This window comes from Caballeronia sp. LZ065 (assembly GCF_031450975.1).
GTDB lineage: Bacteria > Pseudomonadota > Gammaproteobacteria > Burkholderiales > Burkholderiaceae > Caballeronia.
In genome coordinates, this window is record NZ_JARUXV010000001.1 from 726,771 (window position 1) to 753,765 (window position 26,995).

Sequence of the window (26,995 nt, forward strand, 5' to 3'; positions counted from 1 at the left end):
GATCAGAGAGTGGAGGTGTCCTGCGACGGATGCTCGTTCCAGTGCAGCTTCTTGCGCAGCGTCGCGTAGGTGCTGTAGCCGACCGGATGCAGCACCGGCACCGTGTGCTTCGAACGGCGGACCTCGATCGCGTCGTTCAGCTCGACGGCGGTGAAGGACTGCATGTCGAAGTTCACGTTCACGTCTCGTCCACCGATGATCTGAATGGTGACCTTGGAGTCGTCGGGCAGCACGATCGGCCGGTTCGACAGCGAATGCGGCGCGATCGGCACGAGCACGAAGCCTTGCAGCTGCGGATGCAGGATCGGTCCCGCCGACGACAGCGCGTAGGCGGTCGAGCCGGTAGGCGTGGCGACGATCAGGCCGTCCGAACGCTGGTTGTACATGAAGTGCCCGTCCACCGAGACGCGCAACTCGGCCATGCCGGAGAAGCCGCTGCGGTTCACCACCACGTCATTGAAGGCGAGCGCGTGATAGATGGGCTTGTCGTTTCGCACGATGCGCGCTTCGAGCAGCGTGCGTTCCTCGCGCTCGAACTGCCCGGCGAGCATTTGCGGAATGATCTCGCCCATTTCCTTGAGCGGGATGTCCGTGATGAAGCCGAGGCGCCCGTGATTCACGCCGATGAGCGGCGTCCGGTACGGCGCGAGCTGCCGGCCGATGCCGAGCATCGTGCCGTCGCCGCCGAGCACGATGGCGACGTCCGCGCGGGCGCCCATCTCGGCGATGGAGAGCGCCGGGAATTCGGTCACGCCGACCTCCTTCGCGGTGCCCGCCTCGAACACGACTTCGAAGCCTTGCTGCGCGAGGACGTCGGCAAGCGCTCTCAGCGGCGGCTCGATGCCCGGCGTATTGGGGCGCCCGACGAGGGCGACCGTCTTGAATTGACCGATTTCCATGCCGGCATTACACCATAGTCAGTGAGCGAAAAGAACCGTGGGGCCCGCGCCGTGAGCGCTCGCAAGCGCTCCCACGAGCCTGGGCGAAGCTGACGCGGGCACGCCCATTGTTTCTCGCTAGAATGGAGCGGGCGAAGAATGCGATGCAACGCGATGCAACGTGACAATCGTGGAACGCCAACACCACCCCCAACTCTACCCATGAGCCGCGGCGCGCCGCCACCCGCGTCGTTGAGCTAAAATCCGGCCATGCTAGACCCACGTGCACAAACCCTCCTCAAGACGCTGATCGAGCGCTACATCGCCGAAGGTCAGCCGGTCGGTTCGCGCACGTTATCACGGCACTCCGGCCTGGAGTTGAGCCCCGCCACAATTCGCAATGTGATGTCCGACCTCGAGGACCTGGGCCTCGTGGCGAGTCCGCATACCTCTGCGGGACGCATTCCCACACCGCGCGGTTACCGCCTGTTCGTCGACACGATGCTGACTGTGGAAGCGCCGCAAGACGAAGCGATGACAACCGCGGTGAAGACCCGGTTGCAGGGCGAGGAACCGCAGAAGATCGTCGCGGCCGCGGCGAGCGTGCTGTCCAGCCTGTCTTCGTTCGCGGGCGTCGTACTGACGCCGCGCCGCAGCCACATGTTCAAGCAGATCGAGTTCATGCGGCTGTCGGACAAACGCATTCTGCTCATCATCGTGACGCCTGAGGGCGACGTGCAGAATCGCATGATGGCGACGCAGCGCGATTACTCGCCGTCCCAGCTCACCGAAGCCTCCAACTACATCAACGCGCATTTCGCGGGCCTGTCCTTTGACGAGGTGCGCCGCCGCCTGCGCGAGGAAATCGACCAGCTGCGCGGTGACATGGCCACGCTGATGCAGGCGGCCGTGGTGGCGAGCACCGCCGAGACGGACCCGATGGACACCGTGCTCATTTCCGGCGAGCGCAACCTGCTCGAAGTGGCCGACCTCTCCTCCGACATGGCGCGCATGCGCAAGCTCTTCGACCTGTTCGACCAGAAGACCTCGCTGCTGCAACTGCTTGATGTGTCCAGCCACGCGCAGGGCGTGCAGATCTTCATTGGCGGCGAGTCGACTCTCGTGCCGATCGAAGAAATGAGCGTGGTCACCGCGCCGTATGAAGTGAACGGGAAAATCGTGGGCACGCTCGGCGTGATTGGCCCGACGCGCATGGCGTACAACCGCGTGATCCCGATCGTGGATATCACCGCGCGGCTCCTCTCGATGTCGCTCAGTCACCAGTGACGTCCTCGTTGCACTCATCTTGACGGGTGTCGACGGGCGGCGCCACTCGGCCATTCGGCCAATGTCGTGGCCGAAAACCCGCCGCTATAATGGTCCTCACCTTTTAGACACCGCTTCCGGCCCGCCTCCACTATGCGTTTCGACCTCGAGTTGCCCTCGCAGCCCAGCGCTTCACATCGCGTCGCGGTGCTGCTGATCAATCTCGGCACGCCGGACGCGCCCACGCCGCGGGCCGTGCGCAAGTATCTGGCGCAGTTCCTCTCGGACCCGCGCGTGGTGGAGATTCCATCGCTGGTCTGGCAAATCATCCTGCGCGTGCTGATCCTGCCGCTGCGCGGGCGCGCCTCGGCCCGCAAGTATGCGCAGGTGTGGATGCCGGAAGGCTCGCCGTTGCGGGTGCATACCGAGAAGCAAGTGGAAGGATTGCGGCGGCTGTTCGCGGCGAACGACTATCGCGTGATCGTGGACTATGCAATGCGTTACGGAACCCCGGGAATCGGCGCCATGCTGAATCAGCTCAAGCTCGAAGGCGCGGAGCGCATCCTGCTCCTGCCCATGTATCCGCAGTATTCGTCCTCCACCACGGCCACCGCCTTCGACGACGCCTTTGCCGCCCTGAAGCGTGTGCGCAATCAGCCCGAGATCCGCACGGTGCGCCACTATGCGGATCATCCGGCGTATATCGCGGCGCTGGCCGAGCAGGTGCGCGACTACTGGCGGCATCACGGCGCGCCGGATTTCGCCGCTGGCGACAAACTGGTGCTGAGCTTCCACGGCGTGCCCAAGCGCACCATGGATCTCGGCGATCCGTATCACGACCAGTGCCAGCTGACCGGCTCGCTGCTCACCGCCGCGCTCGGGCTTACGACGGTGGAGTGCCGCGTGACCTTCCAGTCGCGCTTCGGCCGCGCGGAGTGGCTGCAGCCCTATACCGCGCCTACTCTTGCGGAACTGGGCGCGGGCGGCGTGACGCGTGTCGACGTGTTTTGCCCCGGTTTCACGGCGGATTGTCTGGAGACCGTCGAGGAAATCGGCATCGAGGTGCGCGACGAGTTCCTGAAGGCCGGCGGCAAGCACTTTCACCGGATTCCTTGCCTGAACGCGTCGCCCGCGTGGATCAAGGGCATCGGCGAAATCGCGGCGCAGCATCTGCAAGGATGGCCCGTGCAGGTCCAGCAGCCGGTCAGCGCGGTCGCGTGAATCCGGCTCCAACCAGCAAGCAGCGATGAACTACACCATTTCGACGGAACCCGGCGCGCGGCTGCGCATCGACAAATGGCTGTGGGCGGCACGCTTCTTCAAGACGCGTTCGCTCGCAAGCGATGCAGTGGAGAAGGGCCGCGTGAAGATCGGCGGCGCGGGTGTAAAGCCGTCCAAGGAAGTGCGTGTGGGCGATCTCGTCGAGATCGACATCGAACGAATCGTCTGGCAGGTTGAAGTGCTGGGCGTGTGTGACGTGCGGGGCCCGGCCAGCGTGGCGCAGACGCTCTATGCCGAGACGGAAGACGGACGCGCGCAACGCATGGCCGAAGCAGAACGCCGCCGGACCTTCCGCGAGCCGGCCGCCCAGCTGCAGGGCAGGCCGACGAAGCGCGACCGGCGCGTCATCGACAAACTTTCTGGTTCGGATTGAAGTAGCGTTCCATGGTGGCGTGAACGCCGCCGTATTCGGTGGTGCGGTCGGTGACCGCGCCTGACATGCAGATGGTGGTCGTGCCCGCGACGAGTACCAGGGCGACCACCGCGATAGCAAAGGTCAGTTTCATGGTACCCCCGGTGATGGGTTTCCCCGGCCGCGAGGCGCATGCGGGCGCTACGGGGCAGGGTCAGGAAACGGGCAAGGGCCAAAAGCGATTTGACGCAAGCAATGCGAAGCAGCGATTTGAAGCATTCGTAGGATTAGGGTTAACGTGCTTTCTGCGGTGCTACTCTGGAGTGTAGAAGACCGAGGGCTTTCCCTCAATCTCATTCTGCGCGGTGCGGCAATACGCGCGTTACCGCTTGTTTCAGGCGTCAGCGCTTCGTCTGCGCGCTGAAAATCGTCCGAAAAGTTCGCGGCCCCGGCTTGAAAATGTGCCTGCCGCCCCAACTTCCGCCGTTAGTGCGGAAAACAGCGCAATGCGCCGTTTCCCCATCCGATTCAACTCACAGCAATACACATTCAGCGACATGGAAAACACGCAAGAGAATTCAGCGAGCCAGAACCCCACGCCCGCCGACGAAACCGCGCGCCAGGCCGCCGATGCCAATCCTGGGCAGCCGGCAGCCGAAACGGCGCAGTCTGCACAGCCCAACGCAGCGGCTGCCGCGCAGCCCGCGGCGGATGTGGCCGACACCGCGCTTGCCGAGGCGCAGGCCACCATCGTTGCGCTGAAGGAGGACTTCCTGCGCGCGAAGGCGGAGACGGAAAACGTCCGCCGCCGCAGCCAGGACGATGTGTCGAAGGCGCATAAATTCGCGATCGAAAGCTTCGCGGAGAACCTGCTGCCGGTGCTGGACAGCCTGGAAGCCGCGCTTGCCGACCAGTCGAGCGACCTCGCCAAGGTGCGCGAGGGCGTAGAACTGACGCTCAAGCAGCTCACGGGCGCGCTCGAAAAGGGCCGTGTCGTGGCGTTGAATCCGGTCGGCGAGAAGTTCGATCCGCATCGTCATCAGGCCATTTCGATGGTGCCCGCCGAGCAGGATGCCAACACGGTCGTTTCGGTGCTGCAAAAGGGTTTTGTGATCGCCGACCGCGTGCTGCGTCCGGCGCTCGTGACCGTCGCGGCCCCGAAATAAGGCGCGCTCAAGTTACGTATGAGTTGCGCTTGAGCGATCCGGCCGGCTCGGCGGCGCGAGTTGGACGGTTCGTCCGTCCAGTTGCCGCGCAAGCAGCCGCCCGCTTCGCAAAAAAACTATAGACCGCATCGGTTCCAGGGTCTTGAAATCGAAACTGGCGCTCTTATCTTGCGTACAGGTATGAATTTTGGGCGTTCGGCCCGGTAAATCGGCGAATGAGCCGGCGAAATCCGCCGGCATCAGGCGATCCACCCGGCCGCCGTAACGCCACTGCGATCAAAGCTAGGAGAGTATAAAAAATGGGCAGAATCATCGGCATCGACCTCGGCACCACGAATTCGTGCGTGGCGCTGATGGAAGGCAATCAGGTCAAGGTCATCGAGAACTCGGAAGGCGCGCGCACCACGCCGTCGATCATTGCGTATCTCGACGACAACGAAATCCTCGTCGGCGCGCCGGCGAAGCGTCAGTCGGTCACCAATCCGCGCAACACGCTGTACGCGGTCAAGCGCCTGATCGGCCGCCGTTTCGAAGAGAAGGAAGTGCAGAAGGACATCAACCTGATGCCCTACAAGATCGTCAAGCACGACAACGGCGACGCATGGGTCGAGGCGCACGGCAAGAATCTCGCGCCGTCGCAGGTGTCCGCGGAAGTGCTGCGCAAGATGAAGAAGACCGCTGAAGACTACCTCGGCGAGCCGGTGACGGAAGCCGTCATCACGGTTCCGGCGTACTTCAACGACAGCCAGCGCCAGGCCACGAAGGACGCGGGCCGCATCGCCGGCCTGGAAGTCAAGCGCATCATCAACGAACCGACGGCAGCCGCGCTCGCCTTCGGTCTCGACAAGGCCGAAAAGGGCGACCGCAAGATCGCCGTGTTCGACCTGGGCGGCGGCACGTTCGACATTTCCATCATCGAAATCGCGGACGTGGACGGCGAGAAGCAGTTCGAAGTGCTCTCCACCAACGGCGACACGTTCCTCGGCGGTGAAGACTTCGACCAGCGCATCATCGACTACATCATCGGCGAGTTCAAGAAAGAACAGGGCGTCGACCTCTCGAAGGACGTGCTCGCGCTGCAACGCCTCAAGGAAGCGGCTGAAAAGGCCAAGATCGAACTGTCGTCCACGGCGCAGACCGACATCAACCTGCCGTACATCACGGCAGACGCGTCAGGTCCGAAGCACTTGAACCTCAAGTTCACCCGCGCCAAGCTCGAAGCGCTCGTCGAAGAACTGATCGAGCGCACGATCGAACCGTGCCGCATCGCCATCAAGGACGCGGGCGTGAAGGTCGGCGAAATCGACGACGTGATTCTCGTCGGCGGCATGACGCGCATGCCGAAGGTGCAGGAAAAGGTGAAGGAGTTCTTCGGCAAGGATCCGCGCCGTGACGTGAATCCGGACGAAGCCGTGGCGGTTGGCGCGGCCATTCAAGGCCAGGTTCTGTCGGGCGACCGCAAGGACGTGCTGCTGCTCGACGTCACGCCGCTTTCGCTGGGTATTGAAACGCTCGGCGGCGTCATGACGAAGATGATCAACAAGAACACCACGATCCCGACGAAGCACGCGCAAGTGTATTCGACGGCGGATGACAACCAGGGCGCCGTGACCATCAAGGTGTTCCAGGGCGAGCGTGAAATGGCCGCGGGCAACAAGCTGCTCGGCGAATTCAATCTCGAAGGCATCCCGCCGGCGCCGCGCGGCACGCCGCAGATCGAAGTGACCTTCGACATCGACGCGAACGGCATCCTGCACGTCGGCGCGAAGGACAAGGCAACCGGCAAGGAAAACAAGGTCACCATCAAGGCGAACTCGGGCCTGACAGACGCCGAAATCGACCATATGGTGAAGGACGCCGAAGCCAACGCCGACGAAGACCGCAAGCTGCGTGAACTGGCCGACGTACGCAATCAGGGTGACGCACTGGTTCACAGCACGAAGAAGGCCGTTGCCGAATACGGCGACAAGGTGGACGCGTCGGAGAAGGAAAAGATCGAAGCCGCGTTGAAGGATCTTGAAGACGCGTTGAAGGACAACGCCGCCGACAAGACCGCGCTCGAAGCGAAGGTCGAGGCGCTGGCTACGGCATCGCAGAAGCTCGGCGAAAAGATGTACGCCGACATGCAGGCGCAGCAAGGCGCTGCGGCTGCGGCAGCCGGTGCAGCGGGCGCGTCGGCGGATGCGGGCGCGAGCCAGCAGCACGACGACGTCGTCGACGCCGACTTCAAGGAAGTGAAGAAGGACTAAGCCGCAAGGGCGCGTGGATGGCAACGTCCCGCGCCCGCGGTGGTTTGACCGGGACGCGGGACGCGTCTGACGTGTAACGCGCCTGGCGGGCCTCGCGGCTCCCCGGGCACGTTGTTTTTTCAGCGTGTCATGCTCGAGGCCTCATTCGGCGCGTTCGAGCACGGCGCGAAAGTTTCAAAGCGCGGGCCTGGCGGTCCGGGCATCTGACAGGAACTGCCGCTTCAGCGCGGCGGCATTGAACCGATATGGCGAAACGGGATTACTACGAGGTTCTGGGCGTCGCGAAAAACGCGAGCGACGACGAGATCAAGAAGGCATATCGCAAGCTCGCGATGAAGTATCACCCTGACCGCAATCCGGACAACAAGAAGTCGGAAGAGAGTTTCAAGGAGGTCAAAGAGGCCTACGAAATGCTCTCCGACCAGCAGAAGCGCGCCGCCTACGACCAGTACGGTCATGCGGGCGTGGATCCGAACATGGCGGGCGCGGGTGCGCAGGGCTTTGGCGGTTTCGCGGACGCCTTCGGCGATATCTTCGGCGACATCTTCGGTCAGGCCGCGGGCGGCGGCGCAGCCGGCGCCCGTGGGCGCGGCGGCCCGCAGGTGTATCGCGGCGCGGACTTGCGCTACAGCATGGAAATCACGCTGGAGCAGGCGGCGCACGGCTACGACACGCAGATTCGCGTGCCGAGCTGGGCCAACTGCAACGTCTGCCACGGCTCGGGCGCGAAGCCGGGCACCAAGCCCGAAACCTGCCCGACCTGTCATGGCCAAGGCCAGGTGCGCATGTCGCAGGGCTTTTTCAGCATCCAGCAGACGTGCCCGAAGTGCCACGGCACCGGCACGTACGTCCCCGAGCCGTGCACGAACTGTCACGGCCAGGGGAAGGTAAAGGAAACCAAGACGCTGGAAGTGAAGATTCCGGCGGGCATCGACGACGGCATGCGCATCCGTTCGGCGGGCAACGGCGAGCCGGGCATCAACGGCGGGCCGAGCGGCGACCTGTATGTGGAGATCCACATCAAGCAGCACTCGGTGTTCGAACGCGACGGCGACGACCTCCATTGCCAGATGCCCATTCCGTTCACCACGGCAGCATTGGGCGGCGAGATCGAAGTGCCGACGCTCGCCGGGCGCGCCAGCTTCACCGTGCCGGAAGGTACGCAGTCGGGCAAAACGTTCCGTCTGCGGGGCAAGGGCATCAAGGGTTTGCGTTCGAGCATCGCGGGCGATCTCTACGTGCACGTGCAGGTGGAAACGCCGGTCAAGCTCACGGAGCAGCAGCGCGATCTGCTGAAGCAGTTCGAGAAGTCACTGGTAGAAGGCGGCGCGCGGCATAGTCCGCAAAGCAAGAGCTGGTTCGACCGCGTAAAGAGCTTCTTTGACTGATGCGATCGACGGAAGCGCGAGCACTGTCATGAAGACCGAGGAGCGCAGCGCGGTATTCGCGCTGCTCGACGACCACGACTCGACCGCCCGAAGGCGGTCGAGTCGTCTGTACACGGATTTCGCGCACGAACGCACGTGTGTGGACCCGCAGGCGCTCGACGCCGTGTGCGGAGAAATCGAACGCGACCTGCAAGCGGGACTGCATGCGGTGGTGGTCGCGGATTACGAGTTCGGTCGCAATCTGCAATTCAACCGCCGTGGCCGTGGCGAAGACCAGGCGTTGCGTGTGTTGATGTTCCGCGCCTGCCAGCCTCTTTCGCGTGATGAAGCGAGCGCGTGGCTCGCGTCGCAGGACGCCGGGAACGCGCAGCCTTCGGTGGCGGGTATTGCGGACATCGAGCCGAGCGTCACGCACGCCGAATTCGATGCCGCCATCGCCGCCGTGCAACAGGCCTTGCGCGAAGGCGAGTCCTATCAGATCAACTACACGTTTCGCCTGAATTTCGCTGTGTTCGGCTCGCCGCTCGCCCTCTACCGGCGTCTGCGGGAGCGCCAGGCCGTGCACTACGGCGCGTTGATCGCGCTGCCGGACGGCAGGTCGGTGGTGTCGTGTTCGCCGGAACTGTTCTTCGAGAAACAGGGTGACCAACTGCGCACGCGACCGATGAAAGGCACCGCGCCGCGCGATACCCCGCCGGACGCGCTCAGCAGCGACCCGAAGAACCGCGCCGAGAACGTGATGATCGTCGACTTGCTGCGCAACGACATGTCGCGCGTTGCGGTCACGGGTTCGGTGCACGTGCCGGCGTTGTTTTCCGTCGAGTCCTATGGGGCCTTGTGGCAGATGACCTCGACCATCGAGGCCCGCGCGATTCCCGGCACGAACTTCGCCGGCCTGATGCGCGCGCTGTTTCCGTGCGGCTCGATTACCGGGGCGCCGAAGTATCGGACGATGCACTTGATCGACGAGATCGAGACATCGCCGCGCGGTCTGTACACCGGCGCAATCGGCTGGCTCGATGCGAACGGCGACTGCCGTCTGTCGGTCGCGATCCGTACGCTCGTCGTCGATGCCGCTCAGCAGCGCGGCGTGCTGGGCATCGGCGCGGGCATCGTGCTTGACAGCGTCGCCGCCGACGAATACCAGGAGTGTCTGTTGAAAGCGCATTTCCTGACCGGCGCCGATCCGGGTTTCGAACTCTTCGAGACCACGTATGCGACTCGTGCCGAGGGCGTACGTCATTACGCCCGGCACATCGCGCGATTGAAAGGCAGTGCTACCAGCCTGGGCTTCCGGTTCGACGAGGCCGCGCTGACCGCACACGTCGCGCAGCACTGCGCCGGCTTCGAGGAAAACACGCCGTACCGCTTGCGGATCGCACTCGACAAGCGCGGGCAGTTCGCGCTCACGGGCGCGCCGCTCGGCAGCCTGCCGACGCCCGGCGTCGCCGTGCTCCTCGCGTTGGAGCGTGGCTTTGCGCCGCGTGCATCGGCGGATCCGCTATTGCGCCACAAGACCACCCATCGGGGCGACTACGACCGTGCATGGAAGGCCGCCGAAGCAGAAGGCGCGTTCGACATGCTGTTCTGCAACGAACGCGGCGAGCTGACCGAAGGCGGCCGGTCCAGCGTGTTCGTCCGTCTGGACGACAAGTGGTGGACGCCGCCGATCGACGCGGGCGTACTTCCCGGCGTGATGCGAGCGGTGTTGATGGAAGAACTCGGCGCGGCTGAACGCACGCTGACGCCAGCGGACCTGAAGCGCGCCGACGCCTTGCTCGTGAGTAACGCGCTGCGCGGCGCGTTAGAGGCGACGCTCAAGCACTGACGCCGCCCCCTCACAAGAAGAAGATCACCACTCGGCCACGCTGCCATCCGCGTGACGCCACACAGGATTGCGCCAGCGATGGCCGACCTTCGCCATCTCGCGCACCTTCTCCTCGTTCACCTCGATCCCGAGGCCCGGTCCCTGCGGAATCGACACCATGCCGTCGTCGTACTTGAAGACTTCAGGATTCTTGATGTAGTCGAGCAGGTCGTTGCCCTTGTTGTAGTGAATGCCGAGGCTCTGTTCCTGGATGAACGCGTTGTAGCTGACGGCGTCGATCTGCAGGCAGGTCGCAAGCGCGATGGGCCCGAGCGGACAATGAAGCGCGAGCGCGACGTCGTAGGCTTCTGCCATGGTCGCGATCTTGCGGCATTCGCTGAGACCGCCCGCATGCGACGCGTCCGGCTGGATGATGTCCACGTAACCGCCCGCCAGGATGTGCTTGAAGTCCCAGCGCGAATAGAGCCGCTCGCCGAGCGCGATGGGCGTGCTGGTCTGGTTGACGATGTCGCGCAGCGCCTCGACGTTCTCCGACAGCACCGGCTCCTCGATGAACATCAGTTTGAAGGGGTCGAGTTCCTTCGCGAGCACCTTGGCCATCGGCTTGTGCACGCGGCCGTGGAAGTCCACGCCGATGCCCACGTTCGGCCCCACCGCCTCACGCACCGCGCGCACGTTGTCGATCACGCCCTGGACCTTGTCGAAGGTGTCGATGATCTGCAGCTCTTCCGAGCCGTTCATCTTCACGGCCTTGAAGCCGCGCTCGACCACGGCGCGCGCGTTGTTCGCGACATCGCTCGGACGGTCGCCGCCGATCCACGAGTACACCTTGATCTTGTCGCGCACCTGGCCGCCGAGCAGCGCATGCACCGGCACGCCGTGATACTTGCCCAGGATGTCCCACAGCGCCTGATCCACGCCCGCGATCGCGCTCATGCCGATCGGCCCGCCGCGATAGAAGCCCGAACGGTACATCACCTGCCACAGGTCTTCGATGTGGCGCGGATCACGGCCCACCAGATAGTCCGACAGTTCGTCGACGGCGGCGGCCACCGTATGCGCGCGGCCTTCAACGACGGGCTCACCCCAGCCGGTGATGCCTTCGTCGGTTTCGATCTTGAGGAAGCACCAGCGCGGCGGAACGATGAAGGTCTCGAGTTTCGTGATTTTCATAGAGCGTCTCCAGAGGGATTTCGCATGTTAGCAAAAACAGGTTCAGTGAGCATATTAATAGTATTATTTGGACTCAACGTAAAGCAGTTGGCACATCAGACAAATACCGGATAATCCTGCCAGCACTCAATTGGAGGCCATCATTCATCGAGATCTGCATGGCCGCGTTGCCCATGAACTGGGCTTGGCGATTCTGCGCGGCGACATCGCGCCCGGGGCAGCCTTGCCGCGCGAGGCGGAATTGATGGAGCGCTTCGATGTCAGCCGCACCGTGCTGCGCGAGGCGTTGCGCACGCTGACATCGAAAGGGCTGGTCGAGTCGCGGCCGAAAGTGGGCACGCGCGTGCGCCCACGGCATGCGTGGAACCTGCTCGATACCGACATGCTCGACTGGTACTCGCGCGTGTCGCCGCCGCTCCAGTTCGCGCTCAAGCTGCAGGAAATGCGCGAGATGATCGAGCCGTACGCGGCCGCGCTCGCCGCCGACAATCACGACGACGACACCCTCGCGTGTCTCACGCGGGCGCACCAGGCCATGGCCGACGCGCAGAACATGGACGAGTGGGTCCGTGCCGACCTCGCGTTTCACCTGTGCGTGCTGGCGGCGTGCAGCAACGAACTGCTGATTCCGCTCGGCGCGCTGATCGAGCGGACCCTCGAAGGTCAGTTGCGCCTCAATGCAAAGCGGGCGGAGGTGTACAACGCGTCGCTCGCGGAACATACCGCCGTGTTCGACGCGATCGTCGCCCGTGATGCCGCCGCCGCGCGCCGCGCGATGGCGGATCTGCTCGGCGTGACGCGCGGGCGGATCGAGGCCTGAGACGCGCTCAGAGTGTATTGAGCGGAATCTTGAGATAGGTCGTGCCGTTGCCGGATGGATCCGGAAACCGCCCGGCGCGTATGTTGACCTGAATCGCGGGAAGGAAGAGCGTCGGCATGCCGAGCGTCGCATCGCGGGCCTCGCGCATGGCAACGAACTCGGCTTCGCCCCTGCCGCCGCCCACATGAATATTGCGTTCGCGCTGTTCGCGCACGGTCGCCTGCCATTGGGCAGCGCGCGAATCGGGCGGATAGTCGTGGCAGACGAATAGCTGCGTGTCGGGCGGCAGCGCCAGCAGACGTCCGATCGAGCCAAACAGCGTGCGTGCGTCGCCGCCCGGGAAGTCGCAACGTGCGGTGCCGGCGTCCGGCATGAACAGCGTGTCGCCGACGAACACCGCATCGCCGATCCGATACGCCATGTCGGCGGGCGTGTGGCCGGGCACGAAGAGCGCATCGGCGGCAAGCTCGCCGATGGCGAAACGCTCGCCGTCGTGGAAGAGATGATCGAACTGGGAGCCGTCGAGCCGGAAGGCCGGCTCGAGATCGAAGATCTTCCGGAACACGTGCTGCACGGTCCGGATGGACTCGCCGATGCCGATCTTCCCGCCGAGCCGCCGCTTCAGATACGGCGCGGCTGACAGATGATCCGCGTGCGCATGGGTTTCGAGAATCCACTCGATCGCGAGCCGCTGCGCGCGCACGAAAGCGATGACGGCATCGGCCGAGCGCGTGGAGGTGCGCGCGGCCTTCGGGTCGTAGTCGAGCACGGAATCGATGATCGCCGCAGGCGAACCGGGCCGCTCGAAGACCACGTAGGTCATCGTGCCCGTGGCGGCGTCGTGGAAGGGCTGAATGGTCGGTTGCATGTTGATGCTCCCTGTTCCCTTGCTTGGCGTCTCTTTGCCCGCACATAGGGAAGTCAGCCGATGCCGGCCGGACCCATTGGGCGGGTTTGCCGGGATCGAGATAAAGTGTAACCCTTTGCGCCGGCTCCCCGTGCGCTGCGCATTGCGCTACTCAGTGCGTCACTGATCGCGCAAGAAGAAGCCTCATCGAGAAAACAACATGCCGCACGTCCCGACCTCGCTTGCAACGTCGTGGGGCGCGTGGGCCGTCTTCGTCAGCGTCCTCGCGACGCAACTCGGCGTGCCGGTCCCCGCCGCGCCGATGCTCATTCTAGCCGGCACGCTCGTCGCCTCCGGCGCGGCGTCGTTCTGGCAAATGTTGCTGGCCGCCGTGCTGGCGGTGCTGATCGCCGACTCCTTGTGGTTCGCAGCCGGCCGTCTGTATGGCCGGCGCTTCCTCAACTCGCTCGTGCGCTTCTCCCTGTCGATCGACTCGACGCTGCGCACCGCGCGTCGCTGGTTCGAGCGCTTTGGCGTGCCGCTGCTCGCGCTGTCGAAGTTCGTGCCGGGACTCGGGCTCGTGTCCGCGCCGCTGCTCGGCACCACGCAGATAGAGATCCGGGTGTTCGTGCTGTGGGATTTGATCGGCGCAACCGCGTGGGCGAGTTTCTGGATGCTCGGCGGCGCGGCGCTGCAGGAGCAGATCGGCCGGCTCATTGTGCTGGTGCGCGCCAACGGCACCACGGTCATCGACATTCTGGCGATGCTTGCGCTTGGCTTTCTGCTGTATCGCTGGATCCGGCGCGCGCAGTTCCGCCAGTGGCTCGAGAAGTATCACATCACGCCCGGCCAGCTCGACGAAATGATGCGCTCCGCGATGCCGCCCGTGATCTACGACGCGCGTCCGCCGGAAGTGCGCCGCAAGGAGCCGTACCGGATTGCGGGCGCTGTCGCGCTGGACCTCGATTCACCGGATCGCGCGGATCAGCTCTATGCGGAGCACGAGGTGGTCGTGTACTGCGTGTGTCCGAACGAAGCGACGGCGAAGATCATCGCCCGGCAATTGCGCGACAAGGGCTTCCGGCATGTGCGGCCCTTGAAGGGCGGGCTGGACGCGTGGGAGAAACATGGCTATCCGGTCGAGCCGATTTCCGCTGAGCACCTGCACGTTCCCGCCACTCACGACGATATCGATCACGACATGGTGACGATCCGCGCCACCGCGCCGGAGTGAGCCCGGGCGGCGTCAGGCGCGGCGCCGCGCTGGCCGGTTCACCAGCGCGATGCCTGCGAGTACCATCGCGGCGGCGGTCATGAACCGCACGCTGACGTGCTCGCCCAGCAGCAACACGGCGAAGCCCACGCCGAAGATTGGCGTGAGGAACGAAAACACGGACAAGCGCGACGCCAGATAGCGTGTCAGCAGCCAGAACCATGTCAGATAGCTGATGAACGAGACGATCACCGCCTGATACGCGAGACTCGCGAGGGCAAGCGGCGACACCGTGCCCACTTGCGTCTGTCCCGCGCCGACCGCCAGCGCGAGCAACAACACCGCCGACACCGCCAGCTGATAGAACAGCGTCTTGCTCGCGCTCGCATGCGACAGCGAGGACGCGCGAATGAGCACCGTCGTCGCGGCCCACAGGATGCCGCCGAGCACGCCGAGCGCATCGCCCGCGACGCCTTGCATGACAGACCCGCTTGGCGGATGACCATGCAGGAAGCCGTCCGCGAACGCGAGCGCAATGCCGCAAAACGCGAGGACGATGCCGCACCACTGCGCGCGCGCGAGCCGCTCGCCCGCGACGAACCAGTGCAGGCCGAGCGCAGTGAAGCACGGCGCGGTGTACAGGAACACGGCCATGCGCGTGGCGTTGGTGAGGCTCAAACCGAAGAAAATGCAGACGAACTCGCCGCCGAACAACAGGCCCGCGAGCAGGCCGGCGGTCAGGGTGTCGTCGCGCCTGAACAGCGGCACGCCACGCATGCGGGTCCAGAGCCACAGCAGCACGGTGGCGATCAGCGAACGGATGCCGGCCTGCAACAGCGGCGGAATCGACGCGTTCGCCTCCTTGATCGCAACCTGCTGGAAGCCCCACGCGCCGCACAACACGATCATCGTGATGACGGCGGTGGCGTCCAGCGGGCGACGCGCGGTGAGGGGAGAGGTGCTCATCGGCTGGTTCGTTGACGGTGGCGCACACGGCCGGCGCGACACGCGCAACGGTCATGCACAGATTTGGAGCGTCGATTGTGCCAGCGAACGGGCGAGACGACTGAAAGGCCGGGACGTGCCCGTGGAGATCGGGCGCGGGAGGCGCGCCGCAGCGAAGGTGCGGCGCGTGGTGTCATGCCTGCATCAGGAATGCTTTTCGATCAGCTCGACCTTGTAGCCGTCCGGATCTTCGACGAACGCAATCACGGTCGTGCCGCCTTTGACGGGACCGGCTTCGCGCGTGACCTTGCCGCCCGCCTGGCGGATGCGTTCGCAGGCATCGGCGGCACTGTCGACTTCGAGCGCGATATGGCCATACGCGGTGCCCATGTCGTACTTCTCGGTGCCCCAGTTGTAGGTGAGTTCGAGCACGCTGTGTTCGCTCTCGGGGCCGTAGCCGACGAACGCGAGCGTGTACTTGTACTCGGTGTTTTCGCTTTGACGCAGCACGTGCATGCCGAGAATGCGCGTGTAGAAATCGATCGAACGCTGCAGGTCGCCGACGCGCAGCATCGTATGAAGGAGTCGCATGATGGGGTTCCTGTTGTGGGGGAGATGCCCGCGCGGCGCGATTGTGTTCGGGTGTAGCCCCGTGCGCCTGCGGCGGGGATGCGGATGAAATTGTACCGTTGGCGCCGCGGCCTTGCCGGAGCCCTCAAAGCGCCGGCAGCAGGTCCGGCGGATGATGCTTGAGCGTGTGCCGCGCCTCGCGGAACTCCGGGAAGATCGACTCGACCGTCTGCCAGAAACGCGGACTATGGTTCATCTCGCGCAGATGCGCGAGTTCGTGCGCGACCACGTAATCGATGATCGACAGCGGAAAGTGAATCAGCCGCCAGTTGAGGCGGATCTTGCCGTCGCTTGAACAACTGCCCCAGCGCGTCGCCGCCGACGACAGCGCATACGCGTGATACTCGACGCCGAGCTTCGCCGCGTACACCACGAGCCGCTCGCCGAAGATGCGCTTCGCTTCCGATTGCAGCCAGCCCTGCACGCGATCCTTGATCTGCTGCGCATCCGCGTGTGCGGGCAGCGGCAGCGAGAGCAGGCTCGTCGCGTCATCGAAGGACAGCGACGCGGCCGCGCCGAGCGCCACGTGAATGGTCTTGCCGAGATACGGAAACTGCGCGCCGTCCTTCCATTCGATACGCGGCAGCGCGCGCTGCTCGACCCGCGTCTGCCATTCGGTGAGCTTGTTGACGATCCAGGTTTGCTTGTCGAGGATCGCGGTTTCGATATCCGCGATCGTCACCCAGCGCGGCGCGGTGATGGCGAGGCCGGTGCCGTCGATGCAGAACCCGATCGTGCGCCGCGACGAGCGTTTCAGCCGGTAATCGAGCGTGCCCGCCTTGAGCGTGATGCGGCGCAGGCGCACGCCTTCCGGCAGCGGCGCGGGCGGTGCGCTTGGCGTGAGGACCGGCGCGGGTTCGGCATGCGGAATGTCGCCACGCAGCGGCGCGGGACCGCTTGCGGACGGCGCACCCGAATAGGCGGGCGCATGCTCGAACGGCAGATCGAGTTGCAGGGTATCGAGCGCGACGGCGGGACGCTGCCGCGATGGGGGCTTCTGCATCGGTTCGGCTTTGCGCTCGCGGCGCAGGAATGACGAGAAGAACGAGTAGGGCACGCCGTGGTCGACCTGATGCCCGGCCGCTCAGCGGCCCGCGCCCGCGGCGCCGGCTCGGCCCGGCGGTGCGGTTGGCGCGGTGTAGGCGTGCGGATCGATGCGGCGCATTTCAGTTTCGATCCAGCTTTCGACACGCACGTTGACTTCCTCGGGCGTGAGACCGGCGGTGTCGATCGGCTTGCCGATCGACACTGTGACTATACCCGGATATTTGATGAACGAATGGCGCGGCCAGACGCGCCCGGCGTTATGCGCGATCGGCACGACCGGCGCGCCGGTCGCCACCGCGAAGCGCGCGCCGCCGGTCTTGTACTTGCCCTGGCTGCCCGTGGGCGTGCGCGTGCCTTCGGGAAACATGATGACCCACGCGCCTTCGTCCATGCGCGCGCGGCCCTGGCGCGTCACGGACGTGAACGCATCGCGGCCCTGCTTGCGGTCGATATGCACCATCTTCAACAGCCCCAGCGCCCAGCCGAAGAACGGCACGAAGAGCAGTTCGCGCTTGAAGACATAGCAGAGCGGACGCGGCATCAGCGCGGGGAACGCGAGCGTCTCCCAGGCCGACTGGTGTTTCGAGAGCAGGACGGCTGGACCGTCCGGCAGATGTTCCATGCCTTCGATCCGGTAGCGGATGCCGACCAGATGCCGCAGCACGACGATGGTCGACTTGCACCATCCGGCGGCCATCCAGTAGCGCCGGTCGGCGCGCATGAACGGGAACGCGATGAAACAGGCGGTCGCGTACGGCACCGTGTACACGATGAAATAGATCAGCAGCAACAACGAACGGATGAAGCGCATGGAGTCTCAGCGAAACGAACGGCGGGTCAGTCCTGATGCTTTGCAATCAGGTCGAGCGCGAAGGCGCGCAGATCCTTGTGGACGACGGTGCCTTCCGGCAGATTGCCTTCCTTGAGCGTTTTCTCGCCCTTGCCGGTCAGCACGAGATGGAGACGAAAGCCGAGCGTCTCGCCGGCCTGGAGATCGCGCAGCGAATCGCCGACGAGGGGCGTGTCGTCCGCGTCGATCTCGAACCGGTCGATGATCTGCTGCAGCATGCCGGGCTTCGGCTTACGGCAGTCGCACTGGTCTTCGGCCGTGTGCGGGCAGAAGAACACGGCATCGATCCGGCCGCCCACGGACGCGGCAGCGCGGTTCATCTTCTGATGCATCGCGTTGAGCGCGGCCATGTCGAACAGGCCGCGTCCGATGCCCGACTGATTCGACGCGATGGCCACGCGGTAGCCCGCCTGGTTCAGCCGCGCGATGGCTTCAAGGCTGCCGGGAATGGCGACCCATTCGTCTGGCGACTTGATGTAGGCGTCCGAGTCGACGTTGATGACGCCGTCGCGATCGAGCACCACCAGTTTCCTGTTCACGCCCATGGTGCGTCCTTTTTACTCTCTTCAGGCCGCGAGCTTGGAGATGTCCGCGACGCAGTTCATCTGCTGATGCAACGCATGGAGCAACGCCAGGCGGTTGTTGCGCAAGGCCGGATCTTCTGCGTTCACCATGACGTCGTTGAAGAAGGTGTCCACCGCTTCGCGCAGCGCGGCGAGCGCCGTCAGCGCTTCGGTGTAGTTGCGCGCGGCGAGCGTGCTCTGAACGCGCGGCGTCACCTGCTCGATTTGCGCGTACAGATTCTTTTCTGCCGCTTCGACCAGCAGAGCCGGATTCACCGCGCCCGGCGCCCCCTGTTCCGACTTCTTCAGGATGTTCGAGATGCGCTTGTTGGCCGCCGCGAGCGACGCGGCTTCCGGCAGCGTGGCGAACTCGCGCACGGCGTCGAGGCGCGCGACGATGTCGTCGAGACGCGTCGGGTTCAGGCTCAGCACCGCTTCGATGTCGTTGGCCTCGAAACCGCGTTCGCGCAGCAGGCCACGCAGTCGGTCGAGGAAGAACGCGTACACGGCTTCCTGCGAATCCGCGACGTGCGGCACGTTGGCGAACTGGCGCTGCGCGGCGGCGACGAGTTCGCGCAGGTCGACGGGCAGCTTCTTCTCGAGCAGGATGCGCAGCACGCCCAGCGCGTGACGGCGCAACGCGAACGGATCTTTCTCGCCGGTCGGCGCGAGGCCGATGCCCCAGATGCCGACGATCGTCTCCAGCTTGTCCGCGAGCGCGACCGCGGCGCCCACGCCGGTGGACGGCGTGTCGTCGCCGGAGAAGCGCGGCTGATAATGCTCGGAGCACGCGAGCGCGACTTCTTCCGGCTCGCCGTCGTGGCGCGCGTAGTACGTGCCCATCATGCCTTGCAGTTCCGGGAACTCGCCGACCATGTCGGTCAGCAGGTCGGCCTTCGCGAGCCGCGCGGCGCGGCGTGTCAGCGCGGCATCGACGCCAACCATCGGCGCGATCTCGCCAGCCAGCGACTCGAGACGCTCGACGCGTTGCAACGTGGAACCGAGCTTGTTGTGATAGACGACGTTCGCCAGCAGCGGCACGCGGTCTTCAAGACGCTTCTTCTTGTCCTGCGTGAAGAAGAACTTCGCGTCGGCGAGACGCGGGCGCACGACGCGCTCGTTCCCTTCGACGATCTCGCCCGGCGTCTTCGTATCGATGTTCGACACGATCAGGAAGCGCGAGCGCAGGCGGCCGTTCTGGTCGGTGAGCGCGAAGTACTTCTGGTTCGTCTGCATCGTGAGGATCAGGCATTCCTGCGGCACCTGCAGGAATTCCTCGTCGAAGCGGCATTCGTAGACCACCGGCCATTCGACCAGCGCGTTCACTTCGTCGAGCAGCGCTTCAGGCATCACGACCCGGTCTTCACCCGCGAACGCCTGCAATTGCGTGCGAATGGATTCGCGGCGGTCGTCGAAGTTCGCGACCACGCGGCCCTTCGTGCGCAGGGTGTCGGCGTAGTCTTCGGCGTGCGTGATGGGAACCAGGCCTTCCGACATGAAGCGATGCCCGAGGGTCGTGTCGCCGGCATCGATGCCGAGTGCGCTGACCGGCACCACCTCGCGGCCGTGCAGCGCGATCAGGCGTTGCACCGGACGCACGAACTGCACGCTGGTGCCGTCCGGGCGCTGATAGGTCATGAGCTTCGGAATCGGCAGCTTGCCGAGGGTTTCGTCGAGCGCGGCCTGCAGGCCTTCACTCAAGGTCGCGCCCGGCGCGGCATAGCGCAGGAAGAAGGCTTCGGCCTTGCCGTCTTGCGCGCGTTCGAGATCGGCGAGCGGGAAGTCGGGGAAGCCGAGCGCCGCCAGCTTCTTCGCGAGCGGAGGCGTGGGATTGCCTTCTTTGTCGAGCGCCACCGTCACCGGCAGCACTTTCTCGCGTACCTGTCTTTCCGGCGCGACATCGCGCACGTTGCGGATCAGCACGGCGAGGCGACGCGGCGTCGCGTAATTCTCGAAGTCAGGCGCGCCGTCGATCAGGTCGCGCGCGGCGAGACGCTCCACGATGCCATCGGCGAAAGCGGTGCCGAGACGTGCCAGCGCCTTCGGCGGAAGTTCCTCGGTCAGCAGTTCGACGAGCAGGGAAGCGTGATGGGATTGCGTCATTGTTCTGTCGAGCCTCGTCAAACCTGTTCGTTGTTGCTGCGTTCGCCCGGCGGCGTGCTTTCGGGCTTGAGCGGCGGCGTCCAGGCGGGACGCTGCGCTTCCTGTTCGTCGGTGACGAGGTCGCGGTCGCCCTTCACCGGATTGCCGAGCATCGGGAAGCCGAGCGCCTCGCGCGACTCGTAATAAGCCTGGGCGACGAGACGCGACAGCGCGCGAATCCGGCCGATGTACGCCGCGCGCTCCGTCACGGAGATCGCGCCGCGCGCGTCGAGCAGGTTGAACGTATGGCCCGCCTTCAGCACAAGTTCATACGCCGGCAGCGCGAGCTTCGCCTCGATCATCTTCTTCGCTTCTTCCTCGTAGCTCTTGAAGAAAGTGAAGAGCAGGTCGACGTTCGCGTGCTCGAAGTTATAGGTGGACTGTTCGACTTCGTTCTGGTGATACACGTCGCCGTAAGTGAGGCGGCGCAGCGCCTTGCCGTTCGGGCCGTCTTCTTCCCACTCGATCCAGACCAGGTCGTACACGTTCTCGACCTTCTGCAGATACATCGCGAGACGTTCGAGACCGTAGGTGATCTCGCCCAGCACCGGCTTGCAGTCGATGCCGCCCGCCTGCTGGAAATAGGTGAACTGCGTCACTTCCATGCCGTTGAGCCACACTTCCCAGCCGAGGCCCCACGCGCCGAGCGTCGGGTTCTCCCAGTCATCCTCGACGAAGCGCACGTCGTTCTGCTTCAGGTCGAAGCCGAGCGCTTCGAGCGAGCCGAGGTAAAGGTCGAGGATGTCTTCCGGCGCGGGCTTGAGCACCACCTGATACTGGTAGTAGTGCTGCAGGCGGTTGGGGTTCTCGCCGTAGCGGCCGTCCTTCGGGCGGCGCGAGGGCTGAACATAGGCCGCGCGCCACGGTTCGGGACCGATCGCGCGCAGGAACGTGTGGACGTGCGAGGTGCCCGCGCCGACTTCCATGTCGATCGGCTGGAGCAGCGCGCAACCCTTCTCGTTCCAGTAGGACTGCAGCGTCAGAATGATTTGCTGGAAAGTGAGCATGATTGCCTTGTGCGGGGCGCGGCCATCGTCGTGAGGACGCGATTCAGTGAACCGGCCGAAGCGCTAAACATTGAATTTTATCCGAACGGGGAACGGGTGCGGTTTTTGGCCGACCCGTGTCCCGTGGAAGCAAGTGTGCCGGCCGCGTTGCGCGGCCTTCGGGCGAGCGCGCTACGAACGCTTGCGGCTCGGCGCGAACGCGAAGCCGAACGCGAGCAGGATCAGCGAGATGGCGATCACCGTCATGTTGCCGCTCGTCACGTAGGGCGTGCTGCCGGAGGTGCCCTGAACGGTCGCTTCGAGCACGCCCGTGGTGAAGACTGGCAGCTTCGACACGACATCGCCATTGGCCGCGATCACCGCCGTCATGCCGGTGTTGGTGGCACGCAGCATCGGCCGGCCGGTTTCGATCGAGCGCATGCGGGCAATCTGCAAATGCTGGTCGAGCGCGATGGTGTTGCCGAACCACGCGAGGTTCGTCGAGTTGACGAGAATGCCCGCGGGCGTTTCCTGTTCGCGGATCGTGCGCGCGATTTCTTCGCCGAAGATGTCCTCGTAGCAGATATCGACGGCGACCGGCTGGTTGTGCACGATGAACGCCTTCTGCGCGATCGGGCCGCGCGCGAGATCGCCGAGCGGGATGCCCATCAGGCGCACGAACCAGTGGAAGCCGTAGGGCACGAATTCGCCGAAGGGCACGAGGTGATGCTTGTCGTAACGATAGACGCCGTTCACGCGCGGCGTGACGCCGAACAGGCTGTTGGTGTAGTCGGTTGCGCGGCCGTCGGGCAGGATCGTGACGCCGATCGCGCCGAACAGGATCGACGAGTTGGTGGTGTCGGCGAAGTTGCGGATGGCCACGGCGAAGTCCTGCGGAATCTGCACCGACAGCACCGGCAGCGCGGTTTCCGGCGTGACGATCAGATCGGCGGGCTTCTCGGTGATGAGACGCTTGTAGAGCGCGAGCGATTCATCGACGCCGGCCTGCTCGAACTTCATTTCCTGCTTCACGTTGCCTTGCAACAGGCGCACGTTGAGCGGCGCGTTGGCGGGCGTGGTCCATTGCACGAGCGACAGCAGCATGCCCGCCGCCAGCAGCGCGACAACCACCGCCACCGGAGTCAGCGTGCGCGCGCCGAGACCCGCGCGTCGCCACTGATGTACCGCCTGGACGATCAGCGCGGCAACCAGCGCGAGCACCCACGCGACGCCATACACGCCGACGACCGAGCCGAAGCCCTTGAGCGGACCATCGACTTGCGCATAGCCGCTCGCGAGCCACGGAAAGCCGGTGAACACGAGGCCACGCAGCCATTCGCCCAGCGCCCAGGCGCTCGCGAAGGCGAACGCGCCGTGCCAGGTCGGCGCATGGCGAGGCGAGGCGTCGATGTCGCGCGCGGTGGCGGCGTCTTCATCGCCGAAGCGGGCCCGGCCCGCGACCAGCGACCACACCACGCTCGACAGCGCCGGATACACGGCGAGATACAGCGAGAACAGCGCGACGGCCGCTGCGGCGAGCGGCGCGGCCATGCCGCCATAGACGTGCATGCTGACATACAGCCACCACACGCCCGTGACGAAGTTGCCGAAGCCGAAGGCCCAGCCGGTCATGGCGGCGCCGCGCCAGCCACGGGTGCGCGTGAGCCACGCAAAGAACAGCGCGAAGATGACGAGTTCGAGCCAGCCGCCGTGCGGTGTCGGCGCGAACGAAAGCGTGTTCGCCGCGCCGAGCACGGCGGCGACGAGGTAATGCCAGAAGGGCAGGGCGCGCGGCGATTCGGCAGCTGCCGGGGTCACGGAGGCGGTGCGCTTGCGGGAGAAGAGGGGGGACGATGAATCGGCCATTGATGACGGTCGAGATGAAACGGAAGCGGGGTCACGGAGGAGGGCGGGCGCGGCGTGGCGTACTGCGATGCCCCGCCGCTCGCGCGGCGATTGCGGCGATCAGTCGCGCAGTTCGTCTTCGTCGTCGCCCGCGTGATGATGCGGCTGCGTGAGATTCGGCACGCGCCGCACGAGCAGGACGTGAATCTGCCGGGCGTCGCCGCGCAGGATTTCGAAGGCGAAGTCGTCGATGCGCACCTTTTCGCCACGATGCGGCACGCGTCCGAAACGATGCGTGACAAGACCGCCGATGGTGTCGACTTCGTCATCGGAGAAATCGGTGCCGAAGGCCTCGTTGAACTGCTCGATGCCGGTGAGCGCGCGCACGCGATGGCGGCCGTCGGGCGTGGCGATGATGTTGCCGGCTTCCTCGTCGAAGTCATATTCGTCCTCGATGTCGCCGACGATCTGCTCCAGCACGTCCTCAATGGTGATGAGGCCCGCGACGCCGCCGTATTCATCGACGACGAGCGCGATGTGATTGCGGTTCACGCGGAAGTCGTGCAGCAGCACGTTCAGGCGTTTCGATTCCGGGATGAAGACGGCGGGGCGCAGCATGCCGCGCACGTCGAATTCCTCTTCGGCGTAGTAACGCAGCAAATCTTTCGCGAGCAGAACGCCGATGACGTTGTCGCGATTGCCTTCGTAGACCGGATAGCGCGAGTGCGCCTTGTCGAGCACGAAGGGAATGAATTCGACGGGCGTGTCCGCGATGTTGATGGCGTCCATCTGCGCACGCGGAATCATGATGTCGCGCGCGCAGAGATCGGAGACCTGGAAGACGCCTTCGATCATCGAGAGCGAATCGGCGTCGAGCAGGTTGCGCTCGTGCGCGTCCTGCAGCACTTCGAGAAGTTCGTCGCGCGACTCGGGTTCGTGCGAGATGAAATCGGTCAGGCGTTCGAGCAGCGAGCGCTTTTCCGGCGGTTTGTCGGTATGGCGTCGACTGGGATAGGGTTCGTTCATAGTGAAGCGCCCAGGCGTTTCCGGGCGCAAATTAGCAGAAAGTTAAGCATACACCAAGGTAAAACGCCGGCCGGGCGGCGCGGCGTGTGCGATGGAAACCATGCTAGCGGAAAAATATGCGACGAGTGTGTCCGGTGGCCGGCGCTGGCCGAACGGCATGCGAAAGTGACCTTCATACGTAAATACGTAAGCGACGCGGATGTCATCCGGTGCCCTGTTGCGCCCGGCAGCGTTTCAGCAAGGCTTCGAGCGCGCGGTCCGGCATGCCGCTTTCCCGCAGCGCCTCGACGGTCCGGCTCACGTAGTCAAGCGTCGTGCCGTAGCGCCCGCTGGCGCAGCCGAGCACGGTGCGCACGATGGGGTCGGGAAGCTTGCCGGTGTAGGAGCTGGCTTCGCGCCGCATCACGAATGCGAGCGCTTCGACGCGCCGTCCGTCGGCGAACGTGCAGGGCAGCCACGCCGGCCGGTACGAGCCCATCGCCATTTCGCGGCGCCACAGGACTTCGAGGTGCTCGGCGGCGTCGGCGCCCGCGAGACGGAACGCCATGCCGGAGCACGATCCGCCGCGGTCGAGCGCGAGCACGAGGCCCGGCTGTTCCGGCGTGCCGCGATTCACGCGCGACCACAGATACAGCCCGCGATGGTAGCCGTGCACGCGGGCGCGCACCGCTTCGAGCGTCGGCAGGCCGGGGTTCCAGATCAGCGAGCCATAGCCGAACAGCCACAGGTCGGAGCGTCCGTCCCAGCCCGCGAGCGCCGCTTCGCGCGACGCGGCAAGCTGCGCATCGGTCCAGAGCGCCGAGTCTCCGAGCATGGGCGGATAGTCAGCGTCAGCGGCGATTGCGGGCGTGACAGGCGGAAACTGCGCGGGATCGGGTGTCTTGTCGTTCACGGTGCGTGAGAGGGCATCGGACCGGCTTCAGGTCAGCGGCACGTAAGGATCGGGAAAACCTAGAGACTGCATGATATCCGTCTCGATCGATTCCATCTCTTGCGCCTCGCTTTCCACTTCGTGGTCGTAGCCCTGCGCATGCAGCGTGCCGTGGACGATCAAATGCGCGTAATGCGCGTCAAGCGGCTTGCCCTGTTCGGCCGCCTCGCGCTCGACGACCGGACAGCACAGGATCAGATCGCCCGTCACCGGATCGACTTCGGATTCCGCGTAGGCGAAGGTCAGCACGTTGGTGGCGTAGTCTTTCTGCCGGTACGTGCGGTTGAGCACGCGCCCTTCTTCTTCATCGACGAAACGCACGGTGAGTTCGGCGTCCGCGAACAGCGCTGCCTTGATCCAGCGCGCGACCGTCGCACGCGGCAGCACGGCCTTGTGCGACGGATACGTCTTGGCGGCGGGGAACTGCATCGACAGGGTGAGGCGCGGACTCATTCAGACCTGTTCGCGGGTTGTGCCTGACGGGCCGCTTCGGCGAGCGCGGCGTCCTTCTGCGACTGCGCGTCGTAAGCCTCGACGATGCGCGCGACCAGCGGATGCCGCACCACGTCTGCCGACGTGAAGTGGGTGATGGCGATGCCGCGTACTTCCGACAACACATGCTGCGCCTCGATCAGCCCGCTCTTGTGGCCGCGCGGCAAGTCGACCTGAGTCGTGTCGCCGGTGACGACCGCCTTCGAGCCGAAGCCGATCCGCGTCAGGAACATCTTCATCTGCTCGGGCGTGGTGTTCTGCGCTTCGTCGAGAATGATGAACGCATGATTCAGCGTGCGGCCGCGCATGTACGCGAGCGGCGCGATCTCGATCATCTGGCGCTCGAACATCTTCGCGGTCTTGTCGAAGCCGAGCAGGTCGTAGAGCGCGTCATACAGCGGGCGCAGATACGGATCCACCTTCTGCGCGAGATCGCCCGGCAGGAAGCCGAGCCGCTCGCCCGCCTCGACCGCCGGCCGTGTCAGCACGATGCGCTTGACCTGGTCGCGTTCGAGCGCGTCGACCGCGCAGGCCACCGCGAGATAGGTCTTGCCGGTGCCTGCCGGGCCGATGCCGAAGGTCACGTCGTGCGACAGGATCTGCTTCAGATAGTCGCGCTGCGCGGGCGTGCGGCCGCGCAGGTCGGCGCGGCGCGTGTAGAGCTTCGGACCGTGATCTTCGTCGTCGCCGAGATCGAGCGTCGCGCTGGGTTCGTCGAACGGATGATCCAGATCGCCGCGAAAACGCGGATCGGCTTCGCCTTCCTCGCCGCCGGCCGCGCGTGCTTCCTTCGCGCGCCGCGTGGCGTGACGAGCCTCGACGAGCGCGAGCTGGATGTCATCGACGGAAATCGGATCGCGCGCGCGGTTGTAGAAGTTTTCGAGCGCGGCGAGCGCGACCTTGGCGCCGCGTCCGCGGATCGAAATCTTGTGGCCGCGCCGGGACAGCGTGACGTCGAGCGCCTGCTCGATCTGCCGCAGGTTTTCGTCGAGCGGGCCGCAGAGGTTGGCGAGCCGCGCGTTGTCCTCGCGCGGGGCAGTGAATTCCAGATGCTGCGTGGGAGCGTTCTTCAAAGTG

Annotated in this window: 25 protein-coding genes; 9 read left to right on the forward strand and 16 right to left on the reverse strand. The window is 65.0% G+C overall.

Going from position 1 to position 26,995, the window contains the following annotated elements; translation table 11 throughout:
* Positions 1–2 precede the first annotated feature (2 nt).
* Positions 3–899 carry an NAD kinase gene (locus QCE63_RS03415; RefSeq protein ID WP_309830539.1) on the reverse strand — a complete coding sequence of 299 codons (897 nt, stop codon included), beginning with the start codon at positions 897–899 and terminating at the stop codon, positions 3–5.
* Between the two features lie 249 nt (positions 900–1,148).
* On the opposite strand from QCE63_RS03415, the gene hrcA reads away from it, so the two are divergent.
* From hrcA to QCE63_RS03430, 3 genes are all read left to right on the forward strand, one after another.
* Positions 1,149–2,165 (forward strand): heat-inducible transcriptional repressor HrcA, encoded by a 1,017-nt coding sequence (gene hrcA / locus QCE63_RS03420; RefSeq protein WP_309830542.1) that lies wholly within the window; start codon positions 1,149–1,151, stop codon positions 2,163–2,165.
* Positions 2,166–2,297: 132 nt separating this feature from the next.
* On the forward strand, positions 2,298–3,365 hold the full coding sequence (gene hemH, locus QCE63_RS03425) for a ferrochelatase (RefSeq protein ID WP_309830544.1): 1,068 nt from the start codon (positions 2,298–2,300) through the stop codon (positions 3,363–3,365).
* A 25-nt stretch (positions 3,366–3,390) separates the two neighbouring features.
* Entirely contained in the window at positions 3,391–3,798 is a 408-nt protein-coding gene (locus QCE63_RS03430) for an RNA-binding S4 domain-containing protein (RefSeq protein WP_309830546.1), read from the forward strand.
* On the opposite strand, the gene QCE63_RS03435 is transcribed toward QCE63_RS03430, so the two are convergent.
* Positions 3,770–3,931 (reverse strand): hypothetical protein, encoded by a 162-nt coding sequence (locus tag QCE63_RS03435; protein ID WP_309807266.1) that lies wholly within the window; start codon positions 3,929–3,931, stop codon positions 3,770–3,772. The genes QCE63_RS03430 and QCE63_RS03435 overlap by 29 nt on opposite strands.
* A gap of 403 nt (positions 3,932–4,334) precedes the next feature.
* Here QCE63_RS03435 and grpE point away from each other — a divergent pair, with 403 nt between their 5' ends.
* The 4 genes from grpE (at position 4,335) to pabB (ending at position 10,408) form a co-directional block, all read left to right on the forward strand.
* A complete protein-coding gene (grpE, locus tag QCE63_RS03440; RefSeq protein ID WP_309830548.1) occupies positions 4,335–4,943 on the forward strand; it encodes a nucleotide exchange factor GrpE in 609 nt (202 codons plus the stop codon).
* A 299-nt stretch (positions 4,944–5,242) separates the two neighbouring features.
* Positions 5,243–7,192 (forward strand): molecular chaperone DnaK, encoded by a 1,950-nt coding sequence (gene dnaK / locus QCE63_RS03445; protein ID WP_309830551.1) that lies wholly within the window; start codon positions 5,243–5,245, stop codon positions 7,190–7,192.
* Positions 7,193–7,437: 245 nt separating this feature from the next.
* Entirely contained in the window at positions 7,438–8,580 is a 1,143-nt protein-coding gene (gene dnaJ, locus QCE63_RS03450; protein ID WP_309830553.1) for a molecular chaperone DnaJ, read from the forward strand.
* A 28-nt stretch (positions 8,581–8,608) separates the two neighbouring features.
* Entirely contained in the window at positions 8,609–10,408 is a 1,800-nt protein-coding gene (gene pabB, locus QCE63_RS03455) for an aminodeoxychorismate synthase component I (RefSeq protein WP_309830554.1), read from the forward strand.
* A gap of 24 nt (positions 10,409–10,432) precedes the next feature.
* On the opposite strand, the gene dgoD is transcribed toward pabB, so the two are convergent.
* The gene (dgoD, locus tag QCE63_RS03460; RefSeq protein WP_309830557.1) at positions 10,433–11,581 is read right to left on the reverse strand and encodes a galactonate dehydratase; all 1,149 of its coding nucleotides are present in this window, start codon (positions 11,579–11,581) and stop codon (positions 10,433–10,435) included.
* 142 nt (positions 11,582–11,723) lie between these two features.
* Here dgoD and QCE63_RS03465 point away from each other — a divergent pair, with 142 nt between their 5' ends.
* The gene (locus tag QCE63_RS03465; RefSeq protein ID WP_404990111.1) at positions 11,724–12,401 is read left to right on the forward strand and encodes a FadR/GntR family transcriptional regulator; all 678 of its coding nucleotides are present in this window, start codon (positions 11,724–11,726) and stop codon (positions 12,399–12,401) included.
* Positions 12,402–12,408: 7 nt separating this feature from the next.
* On the opposite strand, the gene QCE63_RS03470 is transcribed toward QCE63_RS03465, so the two are convergent.
* Positions 12,409–13,269 carry an MBL fold metallo-hydrolase gene (locus QCE63_RS03470; RefSeq protein ID WP_309830559.1) on the reverse strand — a complete coding sequence of 287 codons (861 nt, stop codon included), beginning with the start codon at positions 13,267–13,269 and terminating at the stop codon, positions 12,409–12,411.
* A 199-nt stretch (positions 13,270–13,468) separates the two neighbouring features.
* On the opposite strand from QCE63_RS03470, the gene QCE63_RS03475 reads away from it, so the two are divergent.
* Positions 13,469–14,482 carry a DedA family protein/thiosulfate sulfurtransferase GlpE gene (locus QCE63_RS03475; RefSeq protein ID WP_309830561.1) on the forward strand — a complete coding sequence of 338 codons (1,014 nt, stop codon included), beginning with the start codon at positions 13,469–13,471 and terminating at the stop codon, positions 14,480–14,482.
* 12 nt (positions 14,483–14,494) lie between these two features.
* On the opposite strand, the gene QCE63_RS03480 is transcribed toward QCE63_RS03475, so the two are convergent.
* From QCE63_RS03480 to QCE63_RS03535, 12 genes are all read right to left on the reverse strand, one after another.
* A complete protein-coding gene (locus QCE63_RS03480) occupies positions 14,495–15,427 on the reverse strand; it encodes a DMT family transporter (protein WP_309830564.1) in 933 nt (310 codons plus the stop codon).
* Between the two features lie 183 nt (positions 15,428–15,610).
* Positions 15,611–15,997 carry a lactoylglutathione lyase gene (gene gloA / locus QCE63_RS03485; RefSeq protein WP_309830565.1) on the reverse strand — a complete coding sequence of 129 codons (387 nt, stop codon included), beginning with the start codon at positions 15,995–15,997 and terminating at the stop codon, positions 15,611–15,613.
* A 124-nt stretch (positions 15,998–16,121) separates the two neighbouring features.
* On the reverse strand, positions 16,122–17,039 hold the full coding sequence (locus tag QCE63_RS03490) for a SprT family zinc-dependent metalloprotease (protein ID WP_309830567.1): 918 nt from the start codon (positions 17,037–17,039) through the stop codon (positions 16,122–16,124).
* A gap of 81 nt (positions 17,040–17,120) precedes the next feature.
* A complete protein-coding gene (locus QCE63_RS03495; protein ID WP_309830569.1) occupies positions 17,121–17,894 on the reverse strand; it encodes a lysophospholipid acyltransferase family protein in 774 nt (257 codons plus the stop codon).
* A 26-nt stretch (positions 17,895–17,920) separates the two neighbouring features.
* Positions 17,921–18,478, reverse strand: coding sequence for a D-glycero-beta-D-manno-heptose 1,7-bisphosphate 7-phosphatase (gene gmhB, locus QCE63_RS03500; protein ID WP_309830571.1), 558 nt, complete (start codon positions 18,476–18,478; stop codon positions 17,921–17,923).
* Positions 18,479–18,499: 21 nt separating this feature from the next.
* Positions 18,500–20,599 carry a glycine--tRNA ligase subunit beta gene (glyS, locus tag QCE63_RS03505; RefSeq protein WP_309830573.1) on the reverse strand — a complete coding sequence of 700 codons (2,100 nt, stop codon included), beginning with the start codon at positions 20,597–20,599 and terminating at the stop codon, positions 18,500–18,502.
* Positions 20,600–20,616: 17 nt separating this feature from the next.
* Positions 20,617–21,645, reverse strand: a complete 1,029-nt coding sequence (gene glyQ, locus QCE63_RS03510; RefSeq protein WP_309830575.1) for a glycine--tRNA ligase subunit alpha — start codon at positions 21,643–21,645, stop codon at positions 20,617–20,619.
* 171 nt (positions 21,646–21,816) lie between these two features.
* Entirely contained in the window at positions 21,817–23,490 is a 1,674-nt protein-coding gene (gene lnt, locus QCE63_RS03515) for an apolipoprotein N-acyltransferase (protein WP_309830577.1), read from the reverse strand.
* Positions 23,491–23,589: 99 nt separating this feature from the next.
* Positions 23,590–24,495 (reverse strand): transporter associated domain-containing protein, encoded by a 906-nt coding sequence (locus QCE63_RS03520; protein ID WP_309830579.1) that lies wholly within the window; start codon positions 24,493–24,495, stop codon positions 23,590–23,592.
* Positions 24,496–24,697: 202 nt separating this feature from the next.
* The gene (locus QCE63_RS03525) at positions 24,698–25,387 is read right to left on the reverse strand and encodes a gamma-glutamylcyclotransferase (RefSeq protein WP_309830582.1); all 690 of its coding nucleotides are present in this window, start codon (positions 25,385–25,387) and stop codon (positions 24,698–24,700) included.
* A 27-nt stretch (positions 25,388–25,414) separates the two neighbouring features.
* Complete coding sequence (ybeY, locus tag QCE63_RS03530) at positions 25,415–25,879, reverse strand: rRNA maturation RNase YbeY (RefSeq protein WP_309830584.1); 465 nt, start codon at positions 25,877–25,879, stop codon at positions 25,415–25,417.
* On the reverse strand, positions 25,876–26,991 hold the full coding sequence (locus tag QCE63_RS03535; RefSeq protein ID WP_309830586.1) for a PhoH family protein: 1,116 nt from the start codon (positions 26,989–26,991) through the stop codon (positions 25,876–25,878). Before QCE63_RS03535 ends, ybeY begins: the two co-directional genes overlap by 4 nt.
* Between the last annotated feature and the right edge of the window lie 4 nt (positions 26,992–26,995).